Annotated in this window: 19 protein-coding genes; 11 read left to right on the top strand and 8 right to left on the bottom strand. The window is 42.3% G+C overall.

Annotated elements, in window-relative coordinates; all coding sequences use genetic code 11:
- Positions 1-12: 12 nt before the first annotated feature.
- Positions 13-612 (top strand): class I SAM-dependent methyltransferase, encoded by a 600-nt coding sequence (locus H140_RS0111645; RefSeq protein ID WP_019673835.1) that lies wholly within the window; start codon positions 13-15, stop codon positions 610-612.
- A 170-nt stretch (positions 613-782) separates the two neighbouring features.
- Here H140_RS0111645 and H140_RS0111640 read toward each other — a convergent pair whose 3' ends face one another.
- The 5 genes from H140_RS0111640 to H140_RS0111620 form a co-directional block, all read right to left on the bottom strand.
- Entirely contained in the window at positions 783-1,082 is a 300-nt protein-coding gene (locus tag H140_RS0111640; RefSeq protein WP_019673834.1) for a HigA family addiction module antitoxin, read from the bottom strand.
- Between the two features lie 111 nt (positions 1,083-1,193).
- A complete protein-coding gene (gene nadS, locus H140_RS0111635; RefSeq protein WP_019673833.1) occupies positions 1,194-1,475 on the bottom strand; it encodes a NadS family protein in 282 nt (93 codons plus the stop codon).
- Positions 1,465-1,749 (bottom strand): type II toxin-antitoxin system RelE/ParE family toxin, encoded by a 285-nt coding sequence (locus H140_RS0111630; protein WP_019673832.1) that lies wholly within the window; start codon positions 1,747-1,749, stop codon positions 1,465-1,467. Before H140_RS0111630 ends, nadS begins: the two co-directional genes overlap by 11 nt.
- A gap of 111 nt (positions 1,750-1,860) precedes the next feature.
- The gene (gene prmC / locus H140_RS0111625) at positions 1,861-2,739 is read right to left on the bottom strand and encodes a peptide chain release factor N(5)-glutamine methyltransferase (RefSeq protein WP_019673831.1); all 879 of its coding nucleotides are present in this window, start codon (positions 2,737-2,739) and stop codon (positions 1,861-1,863) included.
- Positions 2,740-2,747: 8 nt separating this feature from the next.
- The gene (locus tag H140_RS0111620; RefSeq protein WP_019673830.1) at positions 2,748-4,628 is read right to left on the bottom strand and encodes an AmpG family muropeptide MFS transporter; all 1,881 of its coding nucleotides are present in this window, start codon (positions 4,626-4,628) and stop codon (positions 2,748-2,750) included.
- 271 nt (positions 4,629-4,899) lie between these two features.
- Here H140_RS0111620 and H140_RS0111615 point away from each other — a divergent pair, with 271 nt between their 5' ends.
- Both H140_RS0111615 and H140_RS0111610 read left to right on the top strand, forming a co-directional pair.
- Positions 4,900-5,832 carry a LysR substrate-binding domain-containing protein gene (locus H140_RS0111615; protein ID WP_019673829.1) on the top strand — a complete coding sequence of 311 codons (933 nt, stop codon included), beginning with the start codon at positions 4,900-4,902 and terminating at the stop codon, positions 5,830-5,832.
- Positions 5,833-5,974: 142 nt separating this feature from the next.
- Positions 5,975-6,991, top strand: a complete 1,017-nt coding sequence (locus H140_RS0111610; RefSeq protein ID WP_019673828.1) for an LLM class flavin-dependent oxidoreductase — start codon at positions 5,975-5,977, stop codon at positions 6,989-6,991.
- Between the two features lie 57 nt (positions 6,992-7,048).
- Here H140_RS0111610 and H140_RS0111605 read toward each other — a convergent pair whose 3' ends face one another.
- The 3 genes from H140_RS0111605 to mnmG all read right to left on the bottom strand — a co-directional run bounded on the left by H140_RS0111605 (position 7,049) and on the right by mnmG (position 10,498).
- The gene (locus tag H140_RS0111605) at positions 7,049-7,417 is read right to left on the bottom strand and encodes a hypothetical protein (RefSeq protein WP_227672899.1); all 369 of its coding nucleotides are present in this window, start codon (positions 7,415-7,417) and stop codon (positions 7,049-7,051) included.
- 85 nt (positions 7,418-7,502) lie between these two features.
- Complete coding sequence (locus H140_RS0111600) at positions 7,503-8,591, bottom strand: AEC family transporter (RefSeq protein WP_026349059.1); 1,089 nt, start codon at positions 8,589-8,591, stop codon at positions 7,503-7,505.
- Positions 8,592-8,602: 11 nt separating this feature from the next.
- The gene (gene mnmG / locus H140_RS0111595; protein WP_026349058.1) at positions 8,603-10,498 is read right to left on the bottom strand and encodes a tRNA uridine-5-carboxymethylaminomethyl(34) synthesis enzyme MnmG; all 1,896 of its coding nucleotides are present in this window, start codon (positions 10,496-10,498) and stop codon (positions 8,603-8,605) included.
- Between the two features lie 531 nt (positions 10,499-11,029).
- On the opposite strand from mnmG, the gene H140_RS0111590 reads away from it, so the two are divergent.
- The 8 genes from H140_RS0111590 to H140_RS14595 form a co-directional block, all read left to right on the top strand.
- A complete protein-coding gene (locus H140_RS0111590; RefSeq protein ID WP_019673824.1) occupies positions 11,030-12,508 on the top strand; it encodes a M16 family metallopeptidase in 1,479 nt (492 codons plus the stop codon).
- A 123-nt stretch (positions 12,509-12,631) separates the two neighbouring features.
- Positions 12,632-14,182, top strand: a complete 1,551-nt coding sequence (locus tag H140_RS0111585) for a M16 family metallopeptidase (protein WP_019673823.1) — start codon at positions 12,632-12,634, stop codon at positions 14,180-14,182.
- A gap of 187 nt (positions 14,183-14,369) precedes the next feature.
- On the top strand, positions 14,370-15,512 hold the full coding sequence (gene rodA / locus H140_RS0111580; protein WP_019673822.1) for a rod shape-determining protein RodA: 1,143 nt from the start codon (positions 14,370-14,372) through the stop codon (positions 15,510-15,512).
- 227 nt (positions 15,513-15,739) lie between these two features.
- Complete coding sequence (locus tag H140_RS0111575) at positions 15,740-17,008, top strand: putative DNA modification/repair radical SAM protein (RefSeq protein WP_019673821.1); 1,269 nt, start codon at positions 15,740-15,742, stop codon at positions 17,006-17,008.
- Between the two features lie 64 nt (positions 17,009-17,072).
- Entirely contained in the window at positions 17,073-17,924 is an 852-nt protein-coding gene (locus H140_RS0111570; RefSeq protein ID WP_019673820.1) for a TIGR03915 family putative DNA repair protein, read from the top strand.
- A 344-nt stretch (positions 17,925-18,268) separates the two neighbouring features.
- Complete coding sequence (locus tag H140_RS0111565; RefSeq protein ID WP_019673819.1) at positions 18,269-19,507, top strand: glycosyltransferase family 4 protein; 1,239 nt, start codon at positions 18,269-18,271, stop codon at positions 19,505-19,507.
- A gap of 311 nt (positions 19,508-19,818) precedes the next feature.
- Positions 19,819-19,974, top strand: a complete 156-nt coding sequence (locus H140_RS15945; protein ID WP_019673818.1) for a hypothetical protein — start codon at positions 19,819-19,821, stop codon at positions 19,972-19,974.
- Positions 19,975-20,004: 30 nt separating this feature from the next.
- Positions 20,005-20,219 (top strand): hypothetical protein (locus H140_RS14595; protein ID WP_033427039.1); only part of this gene is annotated, 215 nt, incomplete at its 3' end.

Genomic DNA, 20,219 nt, shown 5'->3' with positions numbered 1-20,219 from the left:
GGAATATATGCTATGTGGAATGAACGCTATAACGAAGAAGAATTTATATATGGCACAAAGGCCAATGATTTTTTACAGCAAGTCTATCAACACATTCCAGCTAAAGGCCACGTGTTGTGCTTAGCCGAAGGTGAAGGTCGCAACGCTGTATTTCTAGCGAAGCAAGGCTATGAGGTCACCGCAGTAGATATGTCTGAGGTTGGTCTCACTAAAGCTAAGAAGCTTGCCGAAGAAAGAGGCGTTCATATCACAACCCAAGTGGCTGATCTGACAGAGTATGATTTTGGTACTAAGAAATGGGATGGCATCATATCAATATGGGCGCACATGCCGAAGCCTGCCCGTGAACGAGTGCATCAACAGGTCGTCACCTCGTTAAAGCCAAATGGGGTATTTATTTTGGAAGCCTATACTGTTGAGCAACCTAAAATGGACGGTATTGGCGGTCCTCCAGCGTCTAAGCCTGAGGTGTTTATGTCACTTGCAGGGCTAAGACAAGAGCTTTCAGGGCTTGAGGAAACCATTGGTGTTGAAAAACAGCGAGATGTGCAAGAAGGTAAGATGCATCAAGGGTTAAGTGCTGTGGTTCAGTTTGTGGCGGTTAAGAAGTGAATATGTGTTTAGTTTACTATTAAAGCCATATTAACACTTGTTGTAGGGTGGGTTAGTTTTTAAACCTCAAAGAGGTACAAAAAAAACATAACCCACCAGCGAGGGAGCTATCTTGTCAGGCTTTGTGTTAGAACTACCCTCTTTATCATTGTCATGGTTATTGTATAGCCCTAAGCAAAATCAAAAGGCTCAATATTGTCCAGAAAGTCTGGATTCTGGCTTTCCACCAAACGTAACTCATAAGTGGATTGAAGGTTTAACCAAAATTGGGCGCTACCGCCAAAATATTTCGCCAACCGTAGAGCAGTATCGGCAGTAATCCCTCTTTTCTCTCGTACAATTTCATTAATACGAGCTGGAGTGACACCCAACTTATTGGCAAGTGCATGGGCACTCATATCAAGAGGTTCTAAATAGTCGTCTCTTAACACCTCACCAGGGTGTATGGGTCGCATACCGTTTTTGAACATAATATTCTCACCTTTTATCTTCATATCTTGAATTAATGGTAATCAACTATTTCTACTTGAGTTGCACCTTGTTTTGACCATACAAAGCTTATTGTATATTGATAATCGGTATTAAGCATCCATAATCAATTCAGGATTTTTATCTAGCAATCGCATTAGCGTAATCGCTGCCCCTGTCGGGTTTCTCGTGCCCTGCTCCCAATTTTGTAACGTTCGTGGGCTAATATTCAACTTTTCAGAAAACTGCTGTTGGCTTAAACCAGTTTTTGCTCGCACCAGCTTAATATCAGGCACATCATGGGTAAACTTGCGACTCGGCTCAGCATCACCTTTAGCAATATCTAAGGCTTGGCTGAGAGATTGCGCTAAATCATCGTAAAATTCATTGGTCATGGCTATATACCTCTTTAATTTGCTGAGTTAGCTTGTACAAGTTGGTCTTTTCTTGACTCGACAAACTCACTTTCTTATTTTTAGGGTAAGCGAGTAACATAAAAAATATACCCTGACTATTTATAAAATAATATATGATACGCACGCCACCACTTTTCCCATGGTTTAATGCCCATCTTGTCTTTCTGACACCACCCGTACCTTGGATTAAACTACCTTGCTCAGGGTTCTCTATTAAATCCGATTGAAGCTGTTTGTAACTATCATCGTCCAACAATTTAATGACTTGTTTAGTAAAATTTGGAGTCTCTATAATCAGATCAATGTTAATGACTCCCTCCTTTTCAAAGGAGGGTTGGGGTGGATTTAAAGAAAAAGTATCGCTTTAACCCCTGTACACCCCAAGCGTCACCCTATCATTACCGCCATAATCTTGAACGGTATGAACCTGATCATAGGCGTTAGTCGTAAATATCTCACGCACCGCCTCACCTTGATCGAAGCCATGCTCCACTGCCAATAGACCACCAATTGCTAAATACTGTCTCGCCTGCTCGGCTATTTGCCTAATATCAGCCAGTCCATTGTCGGTTGCTACCAAAGCAGATAATGGCTCGGCTTTAAGCTTAGTGAGGTGTTTATCGTTTTCTACGATATAAGGCGGATTTGAGACGATAACGTCAAACTTACAATCTGGCTTAATAGCTGAAAACCAGTCACTCTGAGTAAAGTCAATATTACTGACTTGATTGCGCTGAGCGTTACGTTGAGCGACTTCTAAAGCAAGTTTGGAGTAATCAATGGCGGTGACTTGCCACTGTTTCGGATATATATTATCCAGCTCATGCGCCAAGCTTAGGGCGATGCAGCCTGAGCCTGTGCCCAAATCTAGTAACTGTTTTGGTTGGGTATCGCTATTGTGTGGCAAATCTTGATGATTGATTTTAATCCAGTTTAATACCTGCTCGACCAATACTTCTGTGTCAGGTCTGGGAATAAGCGTATGCTCATTTACCTCAAATTCAAGCGACCAAAATGCCTGCTTACCAATCAAATAAGCCAGTGGTGTGCCTGCCTGCATCTGACTGATACCTGCGTCAAAATCTGACTGCTCTGATGTAGAAAGCTGATAATCACCGTCAGTTATCAAAAATGACGCAGGCTTTTGTAACACCTGTAATAACCAGTCGGACACCCAGTGCGCTGGTAACCCACCAAAGTCATGACGCTTAATTTGATTGACAGTTGGGTATTTGGTAGCCATATTCTGCCTTAGTCTTTATTTGATTGACTATCAGATGGACTGCTAGTCGCATGGCTACCTTCTGCTGTCAGCTCAGTGACTGGGTCATCATTTTCACCAATGACAATCTTTTTATCGACAATATAGATCAACAATAAAATCGGTAAACCAATGGCAAAAGTGAAAACAAAGAAGAAGGGATAGCCCATATTATCGACAATAGAGCCTGAATAACCGCCCAAGACTTTGGGCAATAACGTCATTAGTGATGAAAAAATAGCATACTGCACCGCAGTAAAGCGAATAGAGGTCAATGCTGATAAAAAGGCAATAAATACCGCACTGGCTAGACCTGCTGCTAAATTATCAAAAATAACTGCCATATACATCACTGGCAAACTGCCGGGATGATAGGTTAGTAACACAAATAGTAAATTGGTCGCACAAGCCAATAATGCGCCAACCATCATCGCCTGCATAATACGAAAACGTTGGGCAAATACCCCACCCAAAAAGCCACCAAAGATACTCATGATAACCCCAACGAGTTTCACCGCATTGGCAATGTCCGTCTTGCTAAAGCCCATATCTTGATAAAACACGTTGGAAATCACGCCAGCAACAATATCTGAAATGCGATATAAGCCGATTAATGCCAGCAGTAACAACGCCTTTTTGCCATAACGGCGGAAAAAGTCAAGCACTGGCTCTATCCAAGTTGCCATTGCCACTTCTTTGCGTACCAAACCTATATGCACCAAACCATAGCCTGCACCCATCGCCACCGCTAAGCTGGCTAGCAAATGTAGGCTTTCATTGATAAAGCTTACAAATGCTCCCTCTACTTCAGGTAAGATGCTACCAAGTAAAATGTAAGCAGCTATAAAGGTCACCACTGCGCCGACAAAGAGCAGTACCAAGCGCACATAGTCATTGCGACTTTCTGCCACTAATGGGGCTTTATTAATAATCTTCGATTGGTTGATGATAAAAAATAATAGTAATAATGGCGCACAACCAATCAATACCATAAAATATAGCTTAATGCCGGGCATAGCCTCCAGCGGCACCAGCATTTGCGAGGTATCACTAAGCTTGTTATACAGCATGTTAATCAGATAAATGATGCCAAACAACAACCCTGGAACCAGTAGCAGACCCGAATAGGTTAAAAAAACCTTTAAGTTTAATTGCTGCTTTTTCTTCTGCAAAGTTTCGGCAGTGGGCTCATAGCTAGCAAAGGTGGTTAACAGACCTAACGTCATTACCGCAGCCATAATATAATAGGTATTACGCCATGCTTCATAGCTGTAAAAAGTTTCATTAGAGCCAAAATAATCAGCCAAGTACAGCGCCCCAGCACCAGCCACAATCATACCAATTCGATATCCAGACACATAGACAGAGGACAAGATAGACTGCATCGCTGGTGGTGCCAGCTCAATACGATAGGCGTCAATGACAATGTCTTGCGTTGCTGATGAGAAGCCAAGCAGTACAGCTGCCGCAGCCATGTACACCAACACATGCTCATTAATCGGATTGACGCTTGCCATAAAAAAGATGGCCAAAATAATCAAGAGCTGTGATACTACCATCCAGCCACGGCGCCGACCTAGCCATTTGGTCAAAAATGGCACTGGTAAGGCATCAATCAAAGGCGCCCAGATAAACTTAAACGAATATCCTAGCGCCGCCCAACTAAACATGGTAACCACACTGCGATCAATTCCAGCCTCTCTTAACCATAACGATAAACTAGAGAAAATCAGCAAGATTGGAATACCCGCTGAAAATCCCAAAAACAGCATAATCATTACTCGGGCATCTAAATAGGCTTTGATGGCCTCAGACCAAGATTTTTTTGCAGGTAATGTGGCACTTGAATCGGCTTGATTGGTGGTGGACATGGTAAACCTTTTGCAATAGAAACTAAAAACGTTATGTTACTTTAGAATTAACAGCTTGACTAGCTGTATCTTAAAGAGCACCCTACTTAACCTTTTTCTAACTAACTTTTTTCTAACTAACCCTTTTGCCCACCAAGACTCTATTCACTTTGTCTTCTTCACTTTATTTTCTTTACTGCTAAAAATAGAGATTACTGCTGGCAATAGTGATTAGTTTGCAAATAACGGTATAATGTGTGGATAGTCTCGTTTTACAACATAGGATATATTTATGGCAATTGATGTCATCGTTAACCAAAGACATTTACAAATTCAGCTAAAGCAATTAGAAACCGTATGGCATACCGTCATTAATGGCTACAATTTAAGCCAAGCCGCTCAGGTACTGCATACCAGTCAATCGAGCTTATCGAAACACATCTCAGCCTTAGAAAATCAACTTAAAGCTGAAGTATTTGTGCGTCAAGGAAAACGATTAACAGGATTAACTCCAGTGGGTAAAGCTTTATTGCCGCATATTGAGTCTATCTTCACTGAGATTCGAACCATTGAAAATATCAGTTTGGATTATAATAATCCACACACCGGCACGTTAACCTTGGCCACTACCCACACCCAAGCTCGTTATGTATTACCTGAGATTATTAAACAATTCAAAAAAGAATTTCCTAAGGTGCAGCTGGTATTACAGCAAGCCGATCCAGAGACCATAGCCAATATGGTCATCCGTGGACAGGCCGATATCGGTATTGCGACTGAGGCATTGTTGCAAAACTCTTATCTACGCTGCCATCGCTATTATGACTGGTCACATCGAGTCATTGTACCCAAGGATCACGAACTGGCACAGATGGAAACCATCGATTTGCCAACGCTGGCAAGCTATCCTTTAGTAACCTATCATGGTGGCTTTACCGGTCGTGGTGCCATTGACAGAACTTTCCATGAAGCAGGACTTGAGCCTGAGATTGTATTGGCAGCTCTTGATGCAGATGTCATTAGCACGTACGTTGGGGCTGGACTTGGCGTGGGTATTATCGCTGAAATGGCATTTGAGCCTGGTCATTATCAAAACCTCACCGCCATCCCTATTGATCACTTTGGTCGTTTTACCAGTTGGATCGCCGTCCGTGATGATGCCGAAATCCGTCACTTTGGCACTGCGTTTATTAAGCTTTGCCAAGAGCAGTTTGACAGTCAATAACTTACGCTTTAAATGGCTTTGTTTTTAGAAATTATTATCTTAATTACAAAAGCTTGAAATCAAGGACGCTAAGAGTCATATCATAGACATAGTTAACACAACAAAATATAGCAATTAATAGATAAAAAATATTAGGTGAATTATGTCTTCAATTCCTCTTTCTTTCTTAGACTTAGCGCCAGTGCCCGAAGGTGAGACCACCGCCCAAGGTGTTGGTTACACGGTTACTATGGCTCAAAAAGCTGAAGCTATTGGCATGAACCGTTTTTGGATGGCAGAACACCACAATATGCCAGGTATTGCTAGCGCAGCCACCTCTGTTCTGCTATCGCACATCGGTGCCAAAACCAATAACATTCGTATTGGCTCAGGTGGGGTTATGCTGCCCAACCACTCACCCTTGGTGGTGGCGGAACAATTTGGTACTTTGCAGGCCTTATATGGTGATCGCATAGATCTTGGGCTAGGACGTGCACCAGGTACTGATGGCGCGACCTTCCAAGCGCTACGCCGACAGATGCAGGATGCGGAGCGCTTTCCGCAAGATGTGCAAGAGTTACTGTTCTTTTTGGGTAATGATTCTGATAATAGCCCCGTACAGGCCTTTCCAGGAGCAAACACTAATGTACCTATCTGGATTTTAGGCTCATCACTATTTGGGGCTACATTGGCAGCAAAACTTGGTTTGCCCTACTCGTTTGCCTCTCACTTTGCACCGCGTATGCTAAACCACGCCATTAGCACTTATCGAGAAAACTTTGAGCCTTCGCAATACTTAGATAAGCCTTATGTGATGTTGGCGGCCAATTTATTATTAGCAGAAGACAGTGCTGACGCGCATTATCACTTTACCTCCGCCCAGCAAAGCTTTGTCCGTTTACGCCGTGGAGAGCGTGGACAAATACCAAAACCTGTGGCATCAATGGATAGCATTTGGAGCGCTCCTGAAAAAGCCATGGTTGATGACGCTTTATCGGTGTCTTTTATTGGCAGTGTCAGCACTGTTCGACCTCAAGTTGAGAGTTTCATTGAGCAATATCAACCTGATGAATTAATGGTGACAGCAAATATCTATGATCAGCAAGCCCGCTTAAACTCGTTAGACTTGATCCCTAAGTTGGGTGTTTTTCAGTTACAAAAGCAACCTGTCAATAAATAGCATATAGGCTTAGTTTATGTGACCACTGCTCGCTTATCAGACCTTAAATCTGAAAATCTAAAGAATACAAAACTCAGCCACACTATCTACTCGACCGACCATCTTTAAGGTATGTGTGCCTGAGTGTTTACTGACATAACGGTAGCTGGTCCCACCTAGATCTTCAAGAATATTGCCTTGGCTGTCTTCCACGCTTTGCACATGACCATCGGTTTTAACAACTAAGGCTTGGTTGGCCTTCAGCGTTACAGTAAAGTATCTACCCGATGTTAAATCACCTTCAAAAGCGCCACAATCACCACCTTTGGCAAAAGTCACTTCACTGGTTGGTATTGCCTGTGCAACCATAGCACATGAGATTAATGCACTGACCATGCCTAATTTCATGCTATATTTTTTTATCATCATACAATATTCTCTTTTCATAATTCTCCTTTTAATATCATCAATCTGAAAGCAGTGACTAGGGTATGTTACTATTTGGTTGATAAGGCTAACAGTTTATAAAAAGCTATAACCATCCTAAACCACGCAAAATAGCGGCCCCAATAGCCATACCAAACAATGAAAATACAGTTGTAAAAGCCAAGATATTGGCTGCCAGCACCTCATTGCCACCCATTGCTTTTGCCATGACATAACTTGCTGCAGCAGCTGGAGATGCCACCATTAAAAATAGCACCCCCATATGTACGCCACCTAAACCAAAAGCCAACCCTATCGCTACTGCTAGCAAAGGTGCCACTATAATGCGACCAATACTTGCTTGCATCGACAGCCCAGATAAATTTAACATGGAGCGTACATCAAGTGTTGCTCCTGCACAAATTAAAGCTAACGGTAACGCTAATGCAGAGAGTAGCTCACCCGTTTGGATGATGACATCAGGTAACTCAGGTAGTGACAATGAAGAAGCGATAGTTTTGTACAAAAAAGCGACAGTAAGGGATATTATAAGTGGATTAGTTATCATTTTTTTAATCAATAGCATCCAGCGTGATATATGCACTGAACAGGTTTGTTGCTGATTGATTGATTGTTGCTGCCTGATTGTTTGCTGATGATAGACGCTATGCTGTTTGCGCTCAGAGTGTGGCTCGACCTGAGTATTATCATTTGATATAGGTTCGGATGTGTCAATGACGGTACGACTAAGTGTAATAACAGCCAATATATTAAACACCAGTGTCAAAACTCCCATATAGACAGCACCGATACTGACACCTTGCGCACCATAAGCATTGGATACGGTCGCCAGACCAATAATACCCATATTGCTACGGAATACACCTTGCACAAATACGCCTTTATCTTCTACTTTTTTAATAAATTTTTTGGCATAGGCTTCTGCAGAAAAAAACAATAAAAGGGTGACAACAAGGCCAGCTACGATTAAGTTAACTTGTTGCATATAGTCAACATGACTCTGAATCACGCTAAAAAATAACAAGCAAGGCAAGGCAATATTAAAGACAAGCTTTGAGGTCTCATCGATAAAGGTCTTGCTGATCTTGCCTTGTCGCTGCATAAAAAAACCTAACCCCATTAAAATGAGGTTAGGCAATACTATATTTATTGCAAATAAAATGGCACTGAGCATAGTTCTAAAAACTACAACGCTAATGTTGTTTTTGCTTTACGTTGTTTTTTTAAGGTCATCCCTAATAACTGAATGGCCGCCGGTGTCACACCACTGATACGACTGGCCTGCGCCAAGGTTGCTGGGCGAATCTCTTGCAGCTTTTGCACAATTTCATTAGACAAACCTGACACCACACTATAATCAAAATCTTCAGGCAATTGGGTATTTTCTAAGCGCTTCATCTGCTCAATGTCTTCTTGTTGACGGTCAATATAACCGGCGTATTTTACCGATATCTCAATTTGTTCACCGACATCGGCAGCAACATTCGCATCAGTGACTGCAGCAATATCATCAAAGCCAACTTTTGGACGTTTTAGCAAATCATAAGCGGTAGCTTCTTTAGAAAGCACCTCACCAGTTTGCTCAGCAAACTTCTTGCCTAGCTCATTATTTGGCGTTGCCCACAAGTCTTTAAGACGGGCAGACTCGGTGGCAATGGACTCCATCTTGGTTTGATACGCTTGCCAGCGGATATCATCGACCAAGCCCAGTTTGCGGCCAATTTCAGTTAAGCGCTGATCCGCATTATCCTCACGTAATAACAGGCGATATTCAGCACGACTGGTAAACATACGGTACGGCTCTTTGGTGCCATGTGTTATTAAGTCATCTACCAACACCCCTAAATACGCCTGATCTCGGCGTGGCGTCCAGCTGTCCATCACTGGGTTATCTTGGGTAGATAATGTTGCATTAATACCTGCTAATAATCCTTGAACACCAGCTTCTTCATAACCAGTAGTACCGTTAATCTGACCAGCAAAATATAGGTTGTCAATAGACTTGGTTTCAAGCGTTGGCTTTAAGTTTTGCGGATTAAAATAGTCGTATTCAATGGCATAGCCAGGACGGGTAATGTGTGCGTTTTCCAAGCCATTTATACTGCGGATAAACTGTATCTGTACATCAAAAGGTAAGCTTGTGGAAATACCATTAGGATATAGCTCATTGGTAGTTAGTCCTTCTGGCTCTAGAAATATCTGATGGCTGTCTTTATCGGCAAATCGATGAATCTTGTCCTCAATAGAGGGACAATAACGTGGCCCTACCCCTTCAATATCGCCTGAAAATAAAGGCGAGCGATCTAAATGCTGACGAATAATGTCATGGGTTTTAGCATTGGTATAAGTAATAAAGCAGTTCACTTGCTCAGGGTGCATACTCACATCCCCCATAAAGCTCATCACAGGTAGTGGCGTATCGCCTGCTTGTGTCTGCATAACACTAAAATCAACCGTGCGAGAATCTATACGTGCTGGTGTCCCCGTTTTGAGACGACCCACAGGTAGCTTCAACTCCCGCAGTCTCTCAGCAAGCTTAATAGATGGCTGATCACCAGCACGACCACCTTTTGAATTATCTAGACCAATGTGAATTACCCCACCTAAGAAAGTCCCTGAGGTAAGAACCACTGTTTTGGTATTAAAGACGATGCCCGTGGAGGTGACAACAGCACAAGCTTTACCATTTTCGACCAAGATATCGTCTGCCCCTTGTTGGAACAAATCAAGATTTGGTTGATTTTCTAAAACATGACGAATAGCAGCTTTATATAAGATACGGTCTGCTTGAGCACGAGTTGCACGTACTGCCGCGCCTTTTCGGCTATTTAGTACCCGAAACTGAATACCCGCTTTATCCGTCGCTAATGCCATTGCGCCACCAAGCGCATCAATCTCACGAACCAGATGCGACTTGCCAATCCCACCAATGGCTGGGTTACAACTCATTTGCCCTAAAGTTTCAATATTGTGGGTCAGTAGCAATGTCTGTGCACCCATACGAGCAGCAGCTAAGGCCGCTTCGGTACCAGCATGGCCACCACCGATGACGACAACATCGTATGATTTAGGATAAGTAATACCAGCGGTATTCAATGTAGAAAATGACATAAAGACGCCTCGCCTGCTGTTGATAGCAATTACCCTGCTAACCATTAGTTCAAATAACCATTAGTTCAGTAATTAGATTAGTGGGGTTAATAAATCACTTAAACGTAAAGTAACAGATAATTATAACAAAAATATCTATATAATAGCCAATACTTGCAACTTTCAAGTCTATTTAATCCTCTTAAAACCATATAATTTATAGGGTCATCTTCTGGAAGCAGTGCAATAGTCACTATACCTCCTCATTAAATCTGGTTCAAATAACAAGGGTAGCGCTTATACAAGCTAAGTTCGCCATGCTCCACACCGTAACTAAAAGTTTATTTTGTAAACTATCATAAAAATCTATCAATGGTTATCTATTTGTATTTTAAGTTGCCTTTGGTCACCAGTCCTTGAAATAATAAGCAGGATAAAAAAATTGCCATTTATGTAACACGCTATTTCCCTTAAATACATTAGCCCCCTTATTTGCATCAGTTAACTTTCTCTGAGGAATACATGAAAACAACAATAAGCACTGGCTCTATTTTCAACAACACCCCCTTAACCATGATTAAAAGCTTGATGCTAGCAGGCGTTACTATAACCGCTTTAAGCGCCTGTAATAACCTACCTCCTGCGACACAGTCAATCACAACAACAAGTCAAAACGCAAGCTCACCCCTAGCAGAAGATGGATACAAAAGTGATGCCAGTCGCCATGAATATCAATTGGATAATGGCTTAAAAGTGATTATCAAAGAAGACCATAGAGCGCCAGTAGTAATGACTCAAATCTGGTACGCTGTCGGCTCAACCGATGAGCCAGAAGACAAAGGCGGTATCTCTCACTTACTAGAGCACATGATGTTTAAAGGCACGCCAATAGTCTCTGGTGCTGACTTTGATCGCTTGATTGCCAAATTTGGTGGGAATCACAATGCGTTTACCAGCTATGACTTTACTGGTTATTATGAAATGTTTCCGGTCAATCGCTTGGCATTGGCACTTGAGCTTGAAGCAGATCGCATGAGCAACTTAAGCTTTGACAGTGATGAATTTGTACAAGAGTTTAAGCAAGAACGTAACGTAGTGATGGAAGAGCGCCGTCAGCGCACCGATGACAACCCACTGGCACGATCTTATGAAAAGTTTCGCAAACTGGCACTGCCTAATAGCCCTAAAGGGGAATCTGTGATTGGGCCAATGGATGAGATTGCCAGTATTGAGATTGAAGATTTAGAAAACTGGTACAAAACTTGGTATGCACCCAACAATGCCACTTTGGTTATCGTCGGTGATGTAGATCCTAAGTCAACCCTTGCCAAAGTAGAACAATATTTTGGTCACATTCAGCCCTCAAAGCTGCCACAGCGCCCTTCGGTACAGCAACAAGCATGGCGAGGCTATCAGCAGCACAAAATTGAAGAATCAGTCAATGTGCCTACCCTACTAATGGCATTTAACGTGCCCACCTTAACCAGCGCAAAAGTGGCCAATTTGCCAGAGCAAGAAGCCTATAACTTATTGATGCTCCAGTTTGTACTTGATGGTGGCTTGGCTGCCCGCTTTGAAAAAAACTTAGTGCGTGAGCAAGGTATTTTGGCGTCAGTCGCTACCGACTATAGCCTATATGAGCGTGGTGATGGTCTGTTCTTAATTCAAGCTACCCCACGTGAAGGGGTCAGCCTAGAGCAAGCACAGCAAGCCATCATGCAGCAAATAGATCTTATTAAAACCGAAGTGCTTAGCCAACAAGAGCTTGATAGAGCACGTAATAATGTGGTGAAAGGCTTTACCTTCTCGCAAGACAGCGTCTCTGGTCAAGCCTATATGATAGGTAACATGCAGGTGCGTGGCTTAGATGATCGTCTGCTAACTACCTTAAATGAGCAGTTGACCAAGGTAAGCGGTCAAGACCTAAATAAGATTGCCAGTAAATACTTGGTGAACAATAACTTAACCGTGATGCACATTGAGCCAACAGTGAGCAACTAGCCAGTAGCAAATAGCAAATAACAAACAGCAAAGCTCAGTGTTAACTGCTTAAAACGTGCGATGAGTCACTGGTCATCACGAAATAAACGCCATTATTTTATGCCTAACAATTACGGATCTGTTATGACACTCTTTTTACAAACATTAAAAACCAACAAAGCAACCTTTAAACGCCCGCTATTTTCTTTACAGCTGTCACTGCTCGCCCCAGCGGTTGTGGTGGCTGGTATTTCACTGAGTAGCAACTTACAGGCCGCTACGGTAAATATGCCTGATGGCGAGCATGGCAATAAGGATGTTGATATCTCTCAGCCGATTGCTGCGCTCGATAAGCTGACCAGCCTGCAACATAGCGAGAAACTAGATATGAAGCTCCCAGAGTTTCAACGCTTTACGACCAGCAATGGTGTCCCCGTGCTTTTCTTTCAAACCAATCAGTTGCCCATTGTCGATGTTGACTTACGCTTTAACGCTGGCAGCGCCCGTGATGAAAGCATTCGTAAAGGCGGCTTTGGTCTTGCCAGCTTGGTTGCCAGTCAACTGACTAAAGGCACTAAGCAGCTGGATGAGACGCAATTTGCCACTGCTACCGAGCAGTTGGGTATTGAGTTAACAAGCTCTGCGTACAAAGATCAGTTTTTGATTAGATTGCGCAGCTTGTCCGATAGCAAGCAGCTAAATCCAGCGTTACAACTGATGAATACAGTCATCAATGAGCCAAGATTTGACCCACAAGTACTCAAGCGCAGCCAAGCACAGCAAATACTGGGCTTAAAGCAAATGCTGCAAAATCCTGCTTATATTGCCAGCACCACCTTCAGTGAGCACTTATATGGCAATCACCCTTACGCTCATTCCTCTTATGGCACTGTAGATTCGGTCGGGCTGCTTAGCACCGCTGATTTAAAGAAGTTTCATGATACTTATTTGGTTGCCAACAATGCCAGCTTAAGCCTCACTGGTGACTTAAGCTTAGCAGAGGCCAAGCAGGTAGCAGAGACGCTAACCAAAGATTTACCATTAGGAAAACCGGCACCAAAATTACCGTCACCAACGCCATTACAAGCCAGTCAATGGGTACATGTCGACTTTGACAGTGATCAAACCTCGGTCATCATCGGTCAGCAAGGCTATCGTGTCTTATCTGATCCGGCCAGTATTGAAAAAAGCACTCAGTTTGCCATTGGTAATGATGTGCTGGCAGGCAGCGGCTTTCATTCACGCCTGATGGGTAAGGTGCGCAAAGAGCTCGGCTATACTTATGGTATCTATGGCAGCATGACGCCTATGCAGGTTAATGGCCCTTATAGTATTCGATTTTCAAGCCGCAATGAGGTTGCTGATGATGCAATTAAAGCGACCTTGGATACAGTGACTCGTACCTTGACGGAAGGAATTAGCAAAGAGGAGTTTGAACTGACAAAAGAAAGCCTGGTTAATAGCTATCCGATGGGCTTTTCGAGCAATGCAGGTATTAATGGTATGTTAGGCATGTTGAATTTTAATAAGTTGCCAGACAACTATATTACCGGTTATATAGACAGAGTGGAGAATACCAGCTTGCCACAGGTAAATGAGACCCTAAAACAAACCTTAACCCCAAATAAGTTTTTGATTGTGACTGTGGGCAAGCCGAAGATTGCAGAAGACTCCCCGTTAAAAAAGCTACAGTAAATTGCTACTATCAAAATTAAACCAGTCACGCTAAACTATGGCTTTTTTAACCTTTATGTGTCTCGTGCTTGTTGGTACTCTTAGTGATGCTAAAAAAACTAAGGATTATATCAATATCATCGCTTGACTCTTATTGCTTATAACTTCTATTGCTTATAACTTCATCCATTCATAAAAAAACTATCCTATGTCAAAGCAACAACAATACCGCTTTTCTCGACAAACCCACCATTTTGGTCGAGATGACACACCCAGTATTTGGGAGCGCATTCATATTGACCCTTGGCTGATGTTGCTGTTATTAACCGTTTGCTTTATTGGGCTGGCCATATTATATAGTGCCTCTACCCAAGATGTGTCTATGGTAATTCGGCAGATGGTGAGCTATGGCATTGCGCTGGTCGTCATGATAGGGATGGCGCAGATACCCCCTGGCGTTTATCGAGATTTCACCCCATTTTTTTATGTCATTGGTCTGGTATCTTTGGTATTGGTAGAAGTGATTGGTGAGGTGCGGATGGGCGCACAGCGCTGGATTGACATCCCCGGCTTTGGTAGTGTCCAGCCTTCTGAGTTTATGAAGCTGGGATTACCCATGATGTGCGCTTGGTATTTGTCTCGGCGTGACCTACCGCCGAATATCGTCACGGTATTGACCACTTTGGCCATTATTGTTGTGCCGGTATTATTGATTGCAAAGCAGCCTGACTTAGGTACGTCTTTACTGGTGGCCTCTAGTGGTATTTTTGTCTTATTCTTGGCAGGTCTGCCTTGGTGGATGATAGGCTCAGCAATAGCGATGATGATTCCTATGGTGTGGGCGCTATGGACATTTTTGATGCGTGATTATCAAAAGCAGCGGGTATTGACCCTACTTAATCCTGAAGCCGATATGCTCGGTGCGGGCTGGAATATCACTCAATCAAAAACTGCCATTGGCTCAGGCGGTTTGACAGGTAAAGGTTATTTAGAGGGCACACAATCACATCTACACTTCCTTCCTGAAGGCCATACTGACTTTATCATCGCTGCTTTTTCCGAAGAGTTTGGCTTGCTTGGTGTCAGTGTACTCATGTTTTTATATGCTTGTATCTTAGCTCGCTCACTGTATATTTCTGCAATACATACCACTACTTATGGAAAGCTACTCGCTGGCGCAATTACCATGTCATTTTTTGTTTATGTCTTTGTAAATATTGGTATGGTCAGTGGCATTTTGCCAGTGGTTGGGGTGCCACTACCTTTAATCAGTTATGGCGGTACAGCAATCATTACCTTAATGGCAGGCTTTGGCTTGTTAATGTCTGTCTATACTCACAATAGTAAGTAACTGACAATAGTAAGTAGCTGATTAATTTAAGTTTAAATGATCTAGGGCGTGTCTTCAATTCGTACAATGATATTTAGATGGACGATTATAAATAATCAGGTCAAAAATTCAGATACATTTAATAACAAATTTTACGACAAGTAGTGTCGTTCCCTCACCTTTTCTTCTCTAACGCTAGTCACCACTTTGCTATCATAATAGCTCTAAAGCAATTAGGAGTGGCGCGTATGGCTTCCATCAATTACGAACGATTACAAGGTAAATTAAACATCTTAGCCGATGCGGCCAAATATGATGTCTCTTGTTCCTCCTCAGGAAGCAACCGAAAAAACCAAGGGGCTGCATTAGGTAATGCCTCCAAGTCTGGCATTTGTCACAGCTATACAGAAGATGGCCGCTGTGTCAGCTTATTAAAAATCCTCCTAACCAATCACTGTATTTACGACTGCGCGTATTGCACCTCCAGACGCAGTCACGATACCCCTCGCGCCGCTTTTACAGTCGAAGAAGTGGTCGAGCTCACCATGCAGTTTTATCGACGTAACTACATAGAGGGCTTATTTTTAAGCTCAGGTATTTTCAAAAATGCAGATTACACCATGGAGCGCTTGGTTGAGGTGGCAAAATTGCTGCGCACCCGTGAGCGCTTTAACGGCTATATTCACCTAAAGACCATCCCAGGTGCCAGCAAAGAGCTCTTATATCAAGCAGGTCTTTATGCAGATCGGCTCAGCGCCAATATCGAAATTCCAACCAAATCTGGTCTGGCTCTACTTGCGCCAGAAAAAGATCATGCTCAGCTGCAAGCCCCAATGCAAACGGTAAAAGAAGAAATTATTACCATTAAAGAGAGCTGTAAAAAGCACAAATCAGCACCAAAATTTACCCCATCTGGTCAAACCAGCCAGATGATTGTGGGTGCTAGTAACGAGACAGATTTGCAAGTGATTCAGTTATCTAGCCACTTTTATCAAAAGTACAACCTGAAGCGAGTCTATTATTCAGGCTATGTGCCCATGCTCACGGACAGCCGCTTGCCTGCGGTAGGGACGCCAGTGCCTATGGTACGAGAAAACCGTCTGTATCAAGCCGATTGGTTAATGCGTTTTTATGGCTTTGGTGCGCATGAAATTGTAGAGCCTGATCAGCCATTTCTGGATTTAGAGTGTGATCCTAAGTTGGCGTGGGCGATTCGCCACCGTGAGCACTTCCCTGTCAATATCCAATATGCGCCGTATGAGTCTATTTTGCGTATTCCTGGCATTGGCGTCAAAACAGCAAAAAAAATCATCAAAGCCCGCAAGTTTAACCAACTGACTTTAGAGCACTTAAAAAAGATGGGTGCAGCGGTTAACCGTGCCAAATTCTTTATTGCAACCACAGGTAAAAATCAACACTTGGCACATTTAACCAAAGAAAACTTTCGTCAATTTGTGCTGTCACAGACGCAGACCAAGTTCAATGATCAACGCAGTGGGCAACTGTCCTTGTTTTAACGATTTTAACGCTTAGTCTAAATAGCACAGTTAACTAAAGCACGCAGCATAAACGAGAATCTGTATGAGTCTTCTACCGCAAAGCAGCGCCCCAACACTTATCGTTCATGAGCCCAGCTTTGAGGGATGGCTCAGTGCGGTATTTTATATCTATGAGCATCGGCTACAACATCAAGATTACCTATCTGTTGTTAATGCTGAGCGCTATACTCCATCATTGATAGACACTGCCAACTATGTACCTCTTGATACGGATAGGGCTCAACGGGTGGTCAAAAAGCTAAAGACTCTGCTAGGATCGTCTGGAATGCGACATATACTATGGGGCTTTTTGTCGGAAAAAGACAGCATTTCAAATACTTTATTTAAAGTGGTGAAATATGCGCTGGATTACCCACAGCGTCCAGTATTACAAGATCTTGGTAATTTAGATGTGTTGGAGTTGGCTCAAACGGTTAAATCGGTCGGACGAGAAAAGCACCGTATGGAAGCTTTCGTCCGCTTTGAGCATACTCAGCAAGATGTTTATTTTGCACGCATTGAGCCAGATTTTAATGTTCTGCCGCTGATCGGCTCCCATTTTCAAAAGCGTTATCAAGATCAGCATTGGGCTATTTATGATATTTGCCGTGGCTATGGGATTTATTATGATCACTCTCTTGCTGTGGGTAACCAGCCTGCCCCATTGCAAACCATTGTTGATGTCGATCAGCAAGTGATTCGCAATCCAAGCAGCTTTCACAGCGAGCAAGAAAAGCGCTATCAGCAGTTTTGGCAAGGTTATTTTGCCAACATCAATATTAAAGAACGTAAAAATCTACGCCTGCACAAGCAATATCTGCCACAGCGTTACTGGAAATACCTAACTGAAAAACAAGTGCTGCCAGATGCTGAGTATCTGACAAAGGGGCGTTAGCTATTTCTGCAACTTTAGTGCGATCAAAGCTTCCTTTCTTTAAATCTCAGTTTTATAAAAATTCATTTCTATAAAACTTCAGTGCAATAAAAGCCTCAGTGCAATAAAAACCTCAGTACACTAAAAGTTGCCGACACTTAACGACAGACAGCGCAATCACCTTGCCTACTTTTATACTCAATATTCAATCGATTCCAATAACATGTTATTATGCGAGTATTATTTGTGTCATTTGCTTTTGTTTTTTTGCTGGTTTTAACTGACAATATGTCAACGATTATCTTCGTAAATATTGTTGCCCTTTAAACAAACGCCCCCGTTACTGATTAAGATACTTTACCATTATGAAAGTCATGCGCTTGCTCTCCTCCTTAAAGCACGATGAATCCGAGCGTGGTATTTTTCATCTTGGCCGTGCCTTAGTAAAACGTGAACATACCTCTATCATCATCTCCTCATCTGATACAGAGCATGATTTGGTAAAACGTCTTCAGCGCGATGGTAACATCTATCACCAATTGTCGTTAGAAAAAAAATCTTGGCTAGCGCTGCGACAAATTTTACCATTACGGCGACTAATTGAGCAGTATCAACCCGATATTATCCACATGCACTCACGTACGCCAGCATGGATTTTACACTGGGCGCTACGAGGGGCAAAGTTACGACAATTTCCCAAGCTAGTCTCTACCATGTACGGCTTTTATCCGGTCAATAATTATTCACGTGCGTTGCTCAATGTCGATCGTCTAATTACTGTCTCTGATAGTGTTAGAGATTATCTACTTGCTAACCTCAAAGAAATCAAGGCGCCCCCAAAATCAATTATTCGCATTTATCGTGGTGTCGATACTCGCAACTTTCCTTATCGATACAATCCTTCTGTATATTGGCTACGCCGAACCTTTGCCGAATATCCTGAGTTAGAACACAAAAAATGGCTGTTATTTCCAACTATTATTGGCCCAGAGTATGGTCAAGAGTGGCTGATTGATATTGTGGGTAACTTGTGTAACGCCTACCCTAATATTCATATTATTATTATGGATGAAGATACTCGCTCAAATGTTATCCATGAAGAGTTCAAGCAGCGCATTTTTGCGCTAGACTTAGAAGATAAATTCACCTTTATTGGTGCCAAACACAATGACATGCGTGAGTGGTTAGCAGCAGCTAATATTGTACTAGCCTTAGCCAATCAGCCTGAATCTATTGGCATTAATGTGCTACAAGCCATTCACTTAGGCACACCTGTAGTCGGCTGGGATAAAGCCGCTTTTAGCGAAATACTGCAGCCTTTATACCCACAAGGCTTGGTAAAACAATATAACGCCAAGGCTTTATGTAAAATAATTCATAATCAACTTGAAAATGCAATGCGCCCATCTATTACTGACTTGTTTACTATGCAACAGATGGTTGATGAAACAATGGATGTATATTATCTCTTGTACAAAACCAAACAAGTAGAAGCAAAGCGTATGGGTATAACTGATACAGATACAGACTTATTGAAGGATAAATCAACCAGCAAGCGCAAAAGATTAAGCCCTGTGTCTAAACGATTTACCCTATCCAAATAACCAGATAACGCACAAACTCCCTTCCTAAAGAAAACTACCCCCAAGAGAACTGTTTTAACAAAGTAATCCTAAAAAGCCATGTAAGCAAATGCTTACGCAAAAATGTGACTTTGTCTGCTAGGCAGACCATTACTTTCAGCATACAATGGGCACATCAACACAAGGATAACAAGGAAAGCAGTGTTGAGTTAGTAGCATAACTTCTATGCTAAAGTCTGACAGTTAAGGTTTTAGCAAAAACTGTTTGTTTTATTGCCCTGTATAACAAACAAAGTTATCAGTTATGCGACTAATCTGGCTTAGGATGAGCCATGAACGGAAAAAATAAGAAAAATAATATTGCGCCCCAAAACCCAAGTCTCTGCCCTAGACTTGGGTTTTTTTTATTGCCTACTGGCTTTGTTTGTGATTTAGCTATCACAGTATTGGCTTTGTTTGTAATACCAATTCTAAGAAATAATATATAATAAATTATTATTTACTATTACGACGCCAGTATGCCAAAAATAACGCCTAGAAATCATAAGTTAAGCGATCACGACTTTCTGAAGCTATCAAAAGTTGAATCTAAACCAAGAGCACGGGTCAAACTGCTTATATTACATCAACTCAGTCAAAACAAATCCTTAGAAGGCATAGGTAAAGACTTTGGCTATCATCCTCAAAGCATAGGTATCATCAGAAAGAACTACTGGCTATATGGTCTTAAAAG

The organism is Psychrobacter lutiphocae DSM 21542, assembly GCF_000382145.1.
Classification (GTDB): Bacteria; Pseudomonadota; Gammaproteobacteria; order Pseudomonadales; family Moraxellaceae; genus Psychrobacter; species Psychrobacter lutiphocae.
The sequence above is the reverse complement of the archived record's forward strand: the minus strand, read 5'-3'. Positions and strand labels throughout refer to the sequence as shown.

Bases quoted from the DNA above. Each gene is read 5' to 3' on its own strand.
- H140_RS0111645 (WP_019673835.1), top strand. From the start codon at position 13: ATGTGGAATGAACGCTATAACGAAGAAGAATTTATATATGGCACAAAG.
- H140_RS0111640 (WP_019673834.1), bottom strand. From the start codon at position 1,082: ATGTTCAAAAACGGTATGCGACCCATACACCCTGGTGAGGTGTTAAGA.
- nadS (WP_019673833.1), bottom strand. From the start codon at position 1,475: ATGACCAATGAATTTTACGATGATTTAGCGCAATCTCTCAGCCAAGCC.
- prmC (WP_019673831.1), bottom strand. From the start codon at position 2,739: ATGGCTACCAAATACCCAACTGTCAATCAAATTAAGCGTCATGACTTT.
- H140_RS0111620 (WP_019673830.1), bottom strand. From the start codon at position 4,628: ATGTCCACCACCAATCAAGCCGATTCAAGTGCCACATTACCTGCAAAA.
- H140_RS0111615 (WP_019673829.1), top strand. From the start codon at position 4,900: ATGGCAATTGATGTCATCGTTAACCAAAGACATTTACAAATTCAGCTA.
- H140_RS0111610 (WP_019673828.1), top strand. From the start codon at position 5,975: ATGTCTTCAATTCCTCTTTCTTTCTTAGACTTAGCGCCAGTGCCCGAA.
- H140_RS0111605 (WP_227672899.1), bottom strand. From the start codon at position 7,417: ATGAAAAGAGAATATTGTATGATGATAAAAAAATATAGCATGAAATTA.
- H140_RS0111600 (WP_026349059.1), bottom strand. From the start codon at position 8,591: ATGCTCAGTGCCATTTTATTTGCAATAAATATAGTATTGCCTAACCTC.
- H140_RS0111590 (WP_019673824.1), top strand. From the start codon at position 11,030: ATGAAAACAACAATAAGCACTGGCTCTATTTTCAACAACACCCCCTTA.
- H140_RS0111585 (WP_019673823.1), top strand. From the start codon at position 12,632: ATGACACTCTTTTTACAAACATTAAAAACCAACAAAGCAACCTTTAAA.
- rodA (WP_019673822.1), top strand. From the start codon at position 14,370: ATGTCAAAGCAACAACAATACCGCTTTTCTCGACAAACCCACCATTTT.
- H140_RS0111575 (WP_019673821.1), top strand. From the start codon at position 15,740: ATGGCTTCCATCAATTACGAACGATTACAAGGTAAATTAAACATCTTA.
- H140_RS0111570 (WP_019673820.1), top strand. From the start codon at position 17,073: ATGAGTCTTCTACCGCAAAGCAGCGCCCCAACACTTATCGTTCATGAG.
- H140_RS0111565 (WP_019673819.1), top strand. From the start codon at position 18,269: ATGAAAGTCATGCGCTTGCTCTCCTCCTTAAAGCACGATGAATCCGAG.
- H140_RS15945 (WP_019673818.1), top strand. From the start codon at position 19,819: ATGAACGGAAAAAATAAGAAAAATAATATTGCGCCCCAAAACCCAAGT.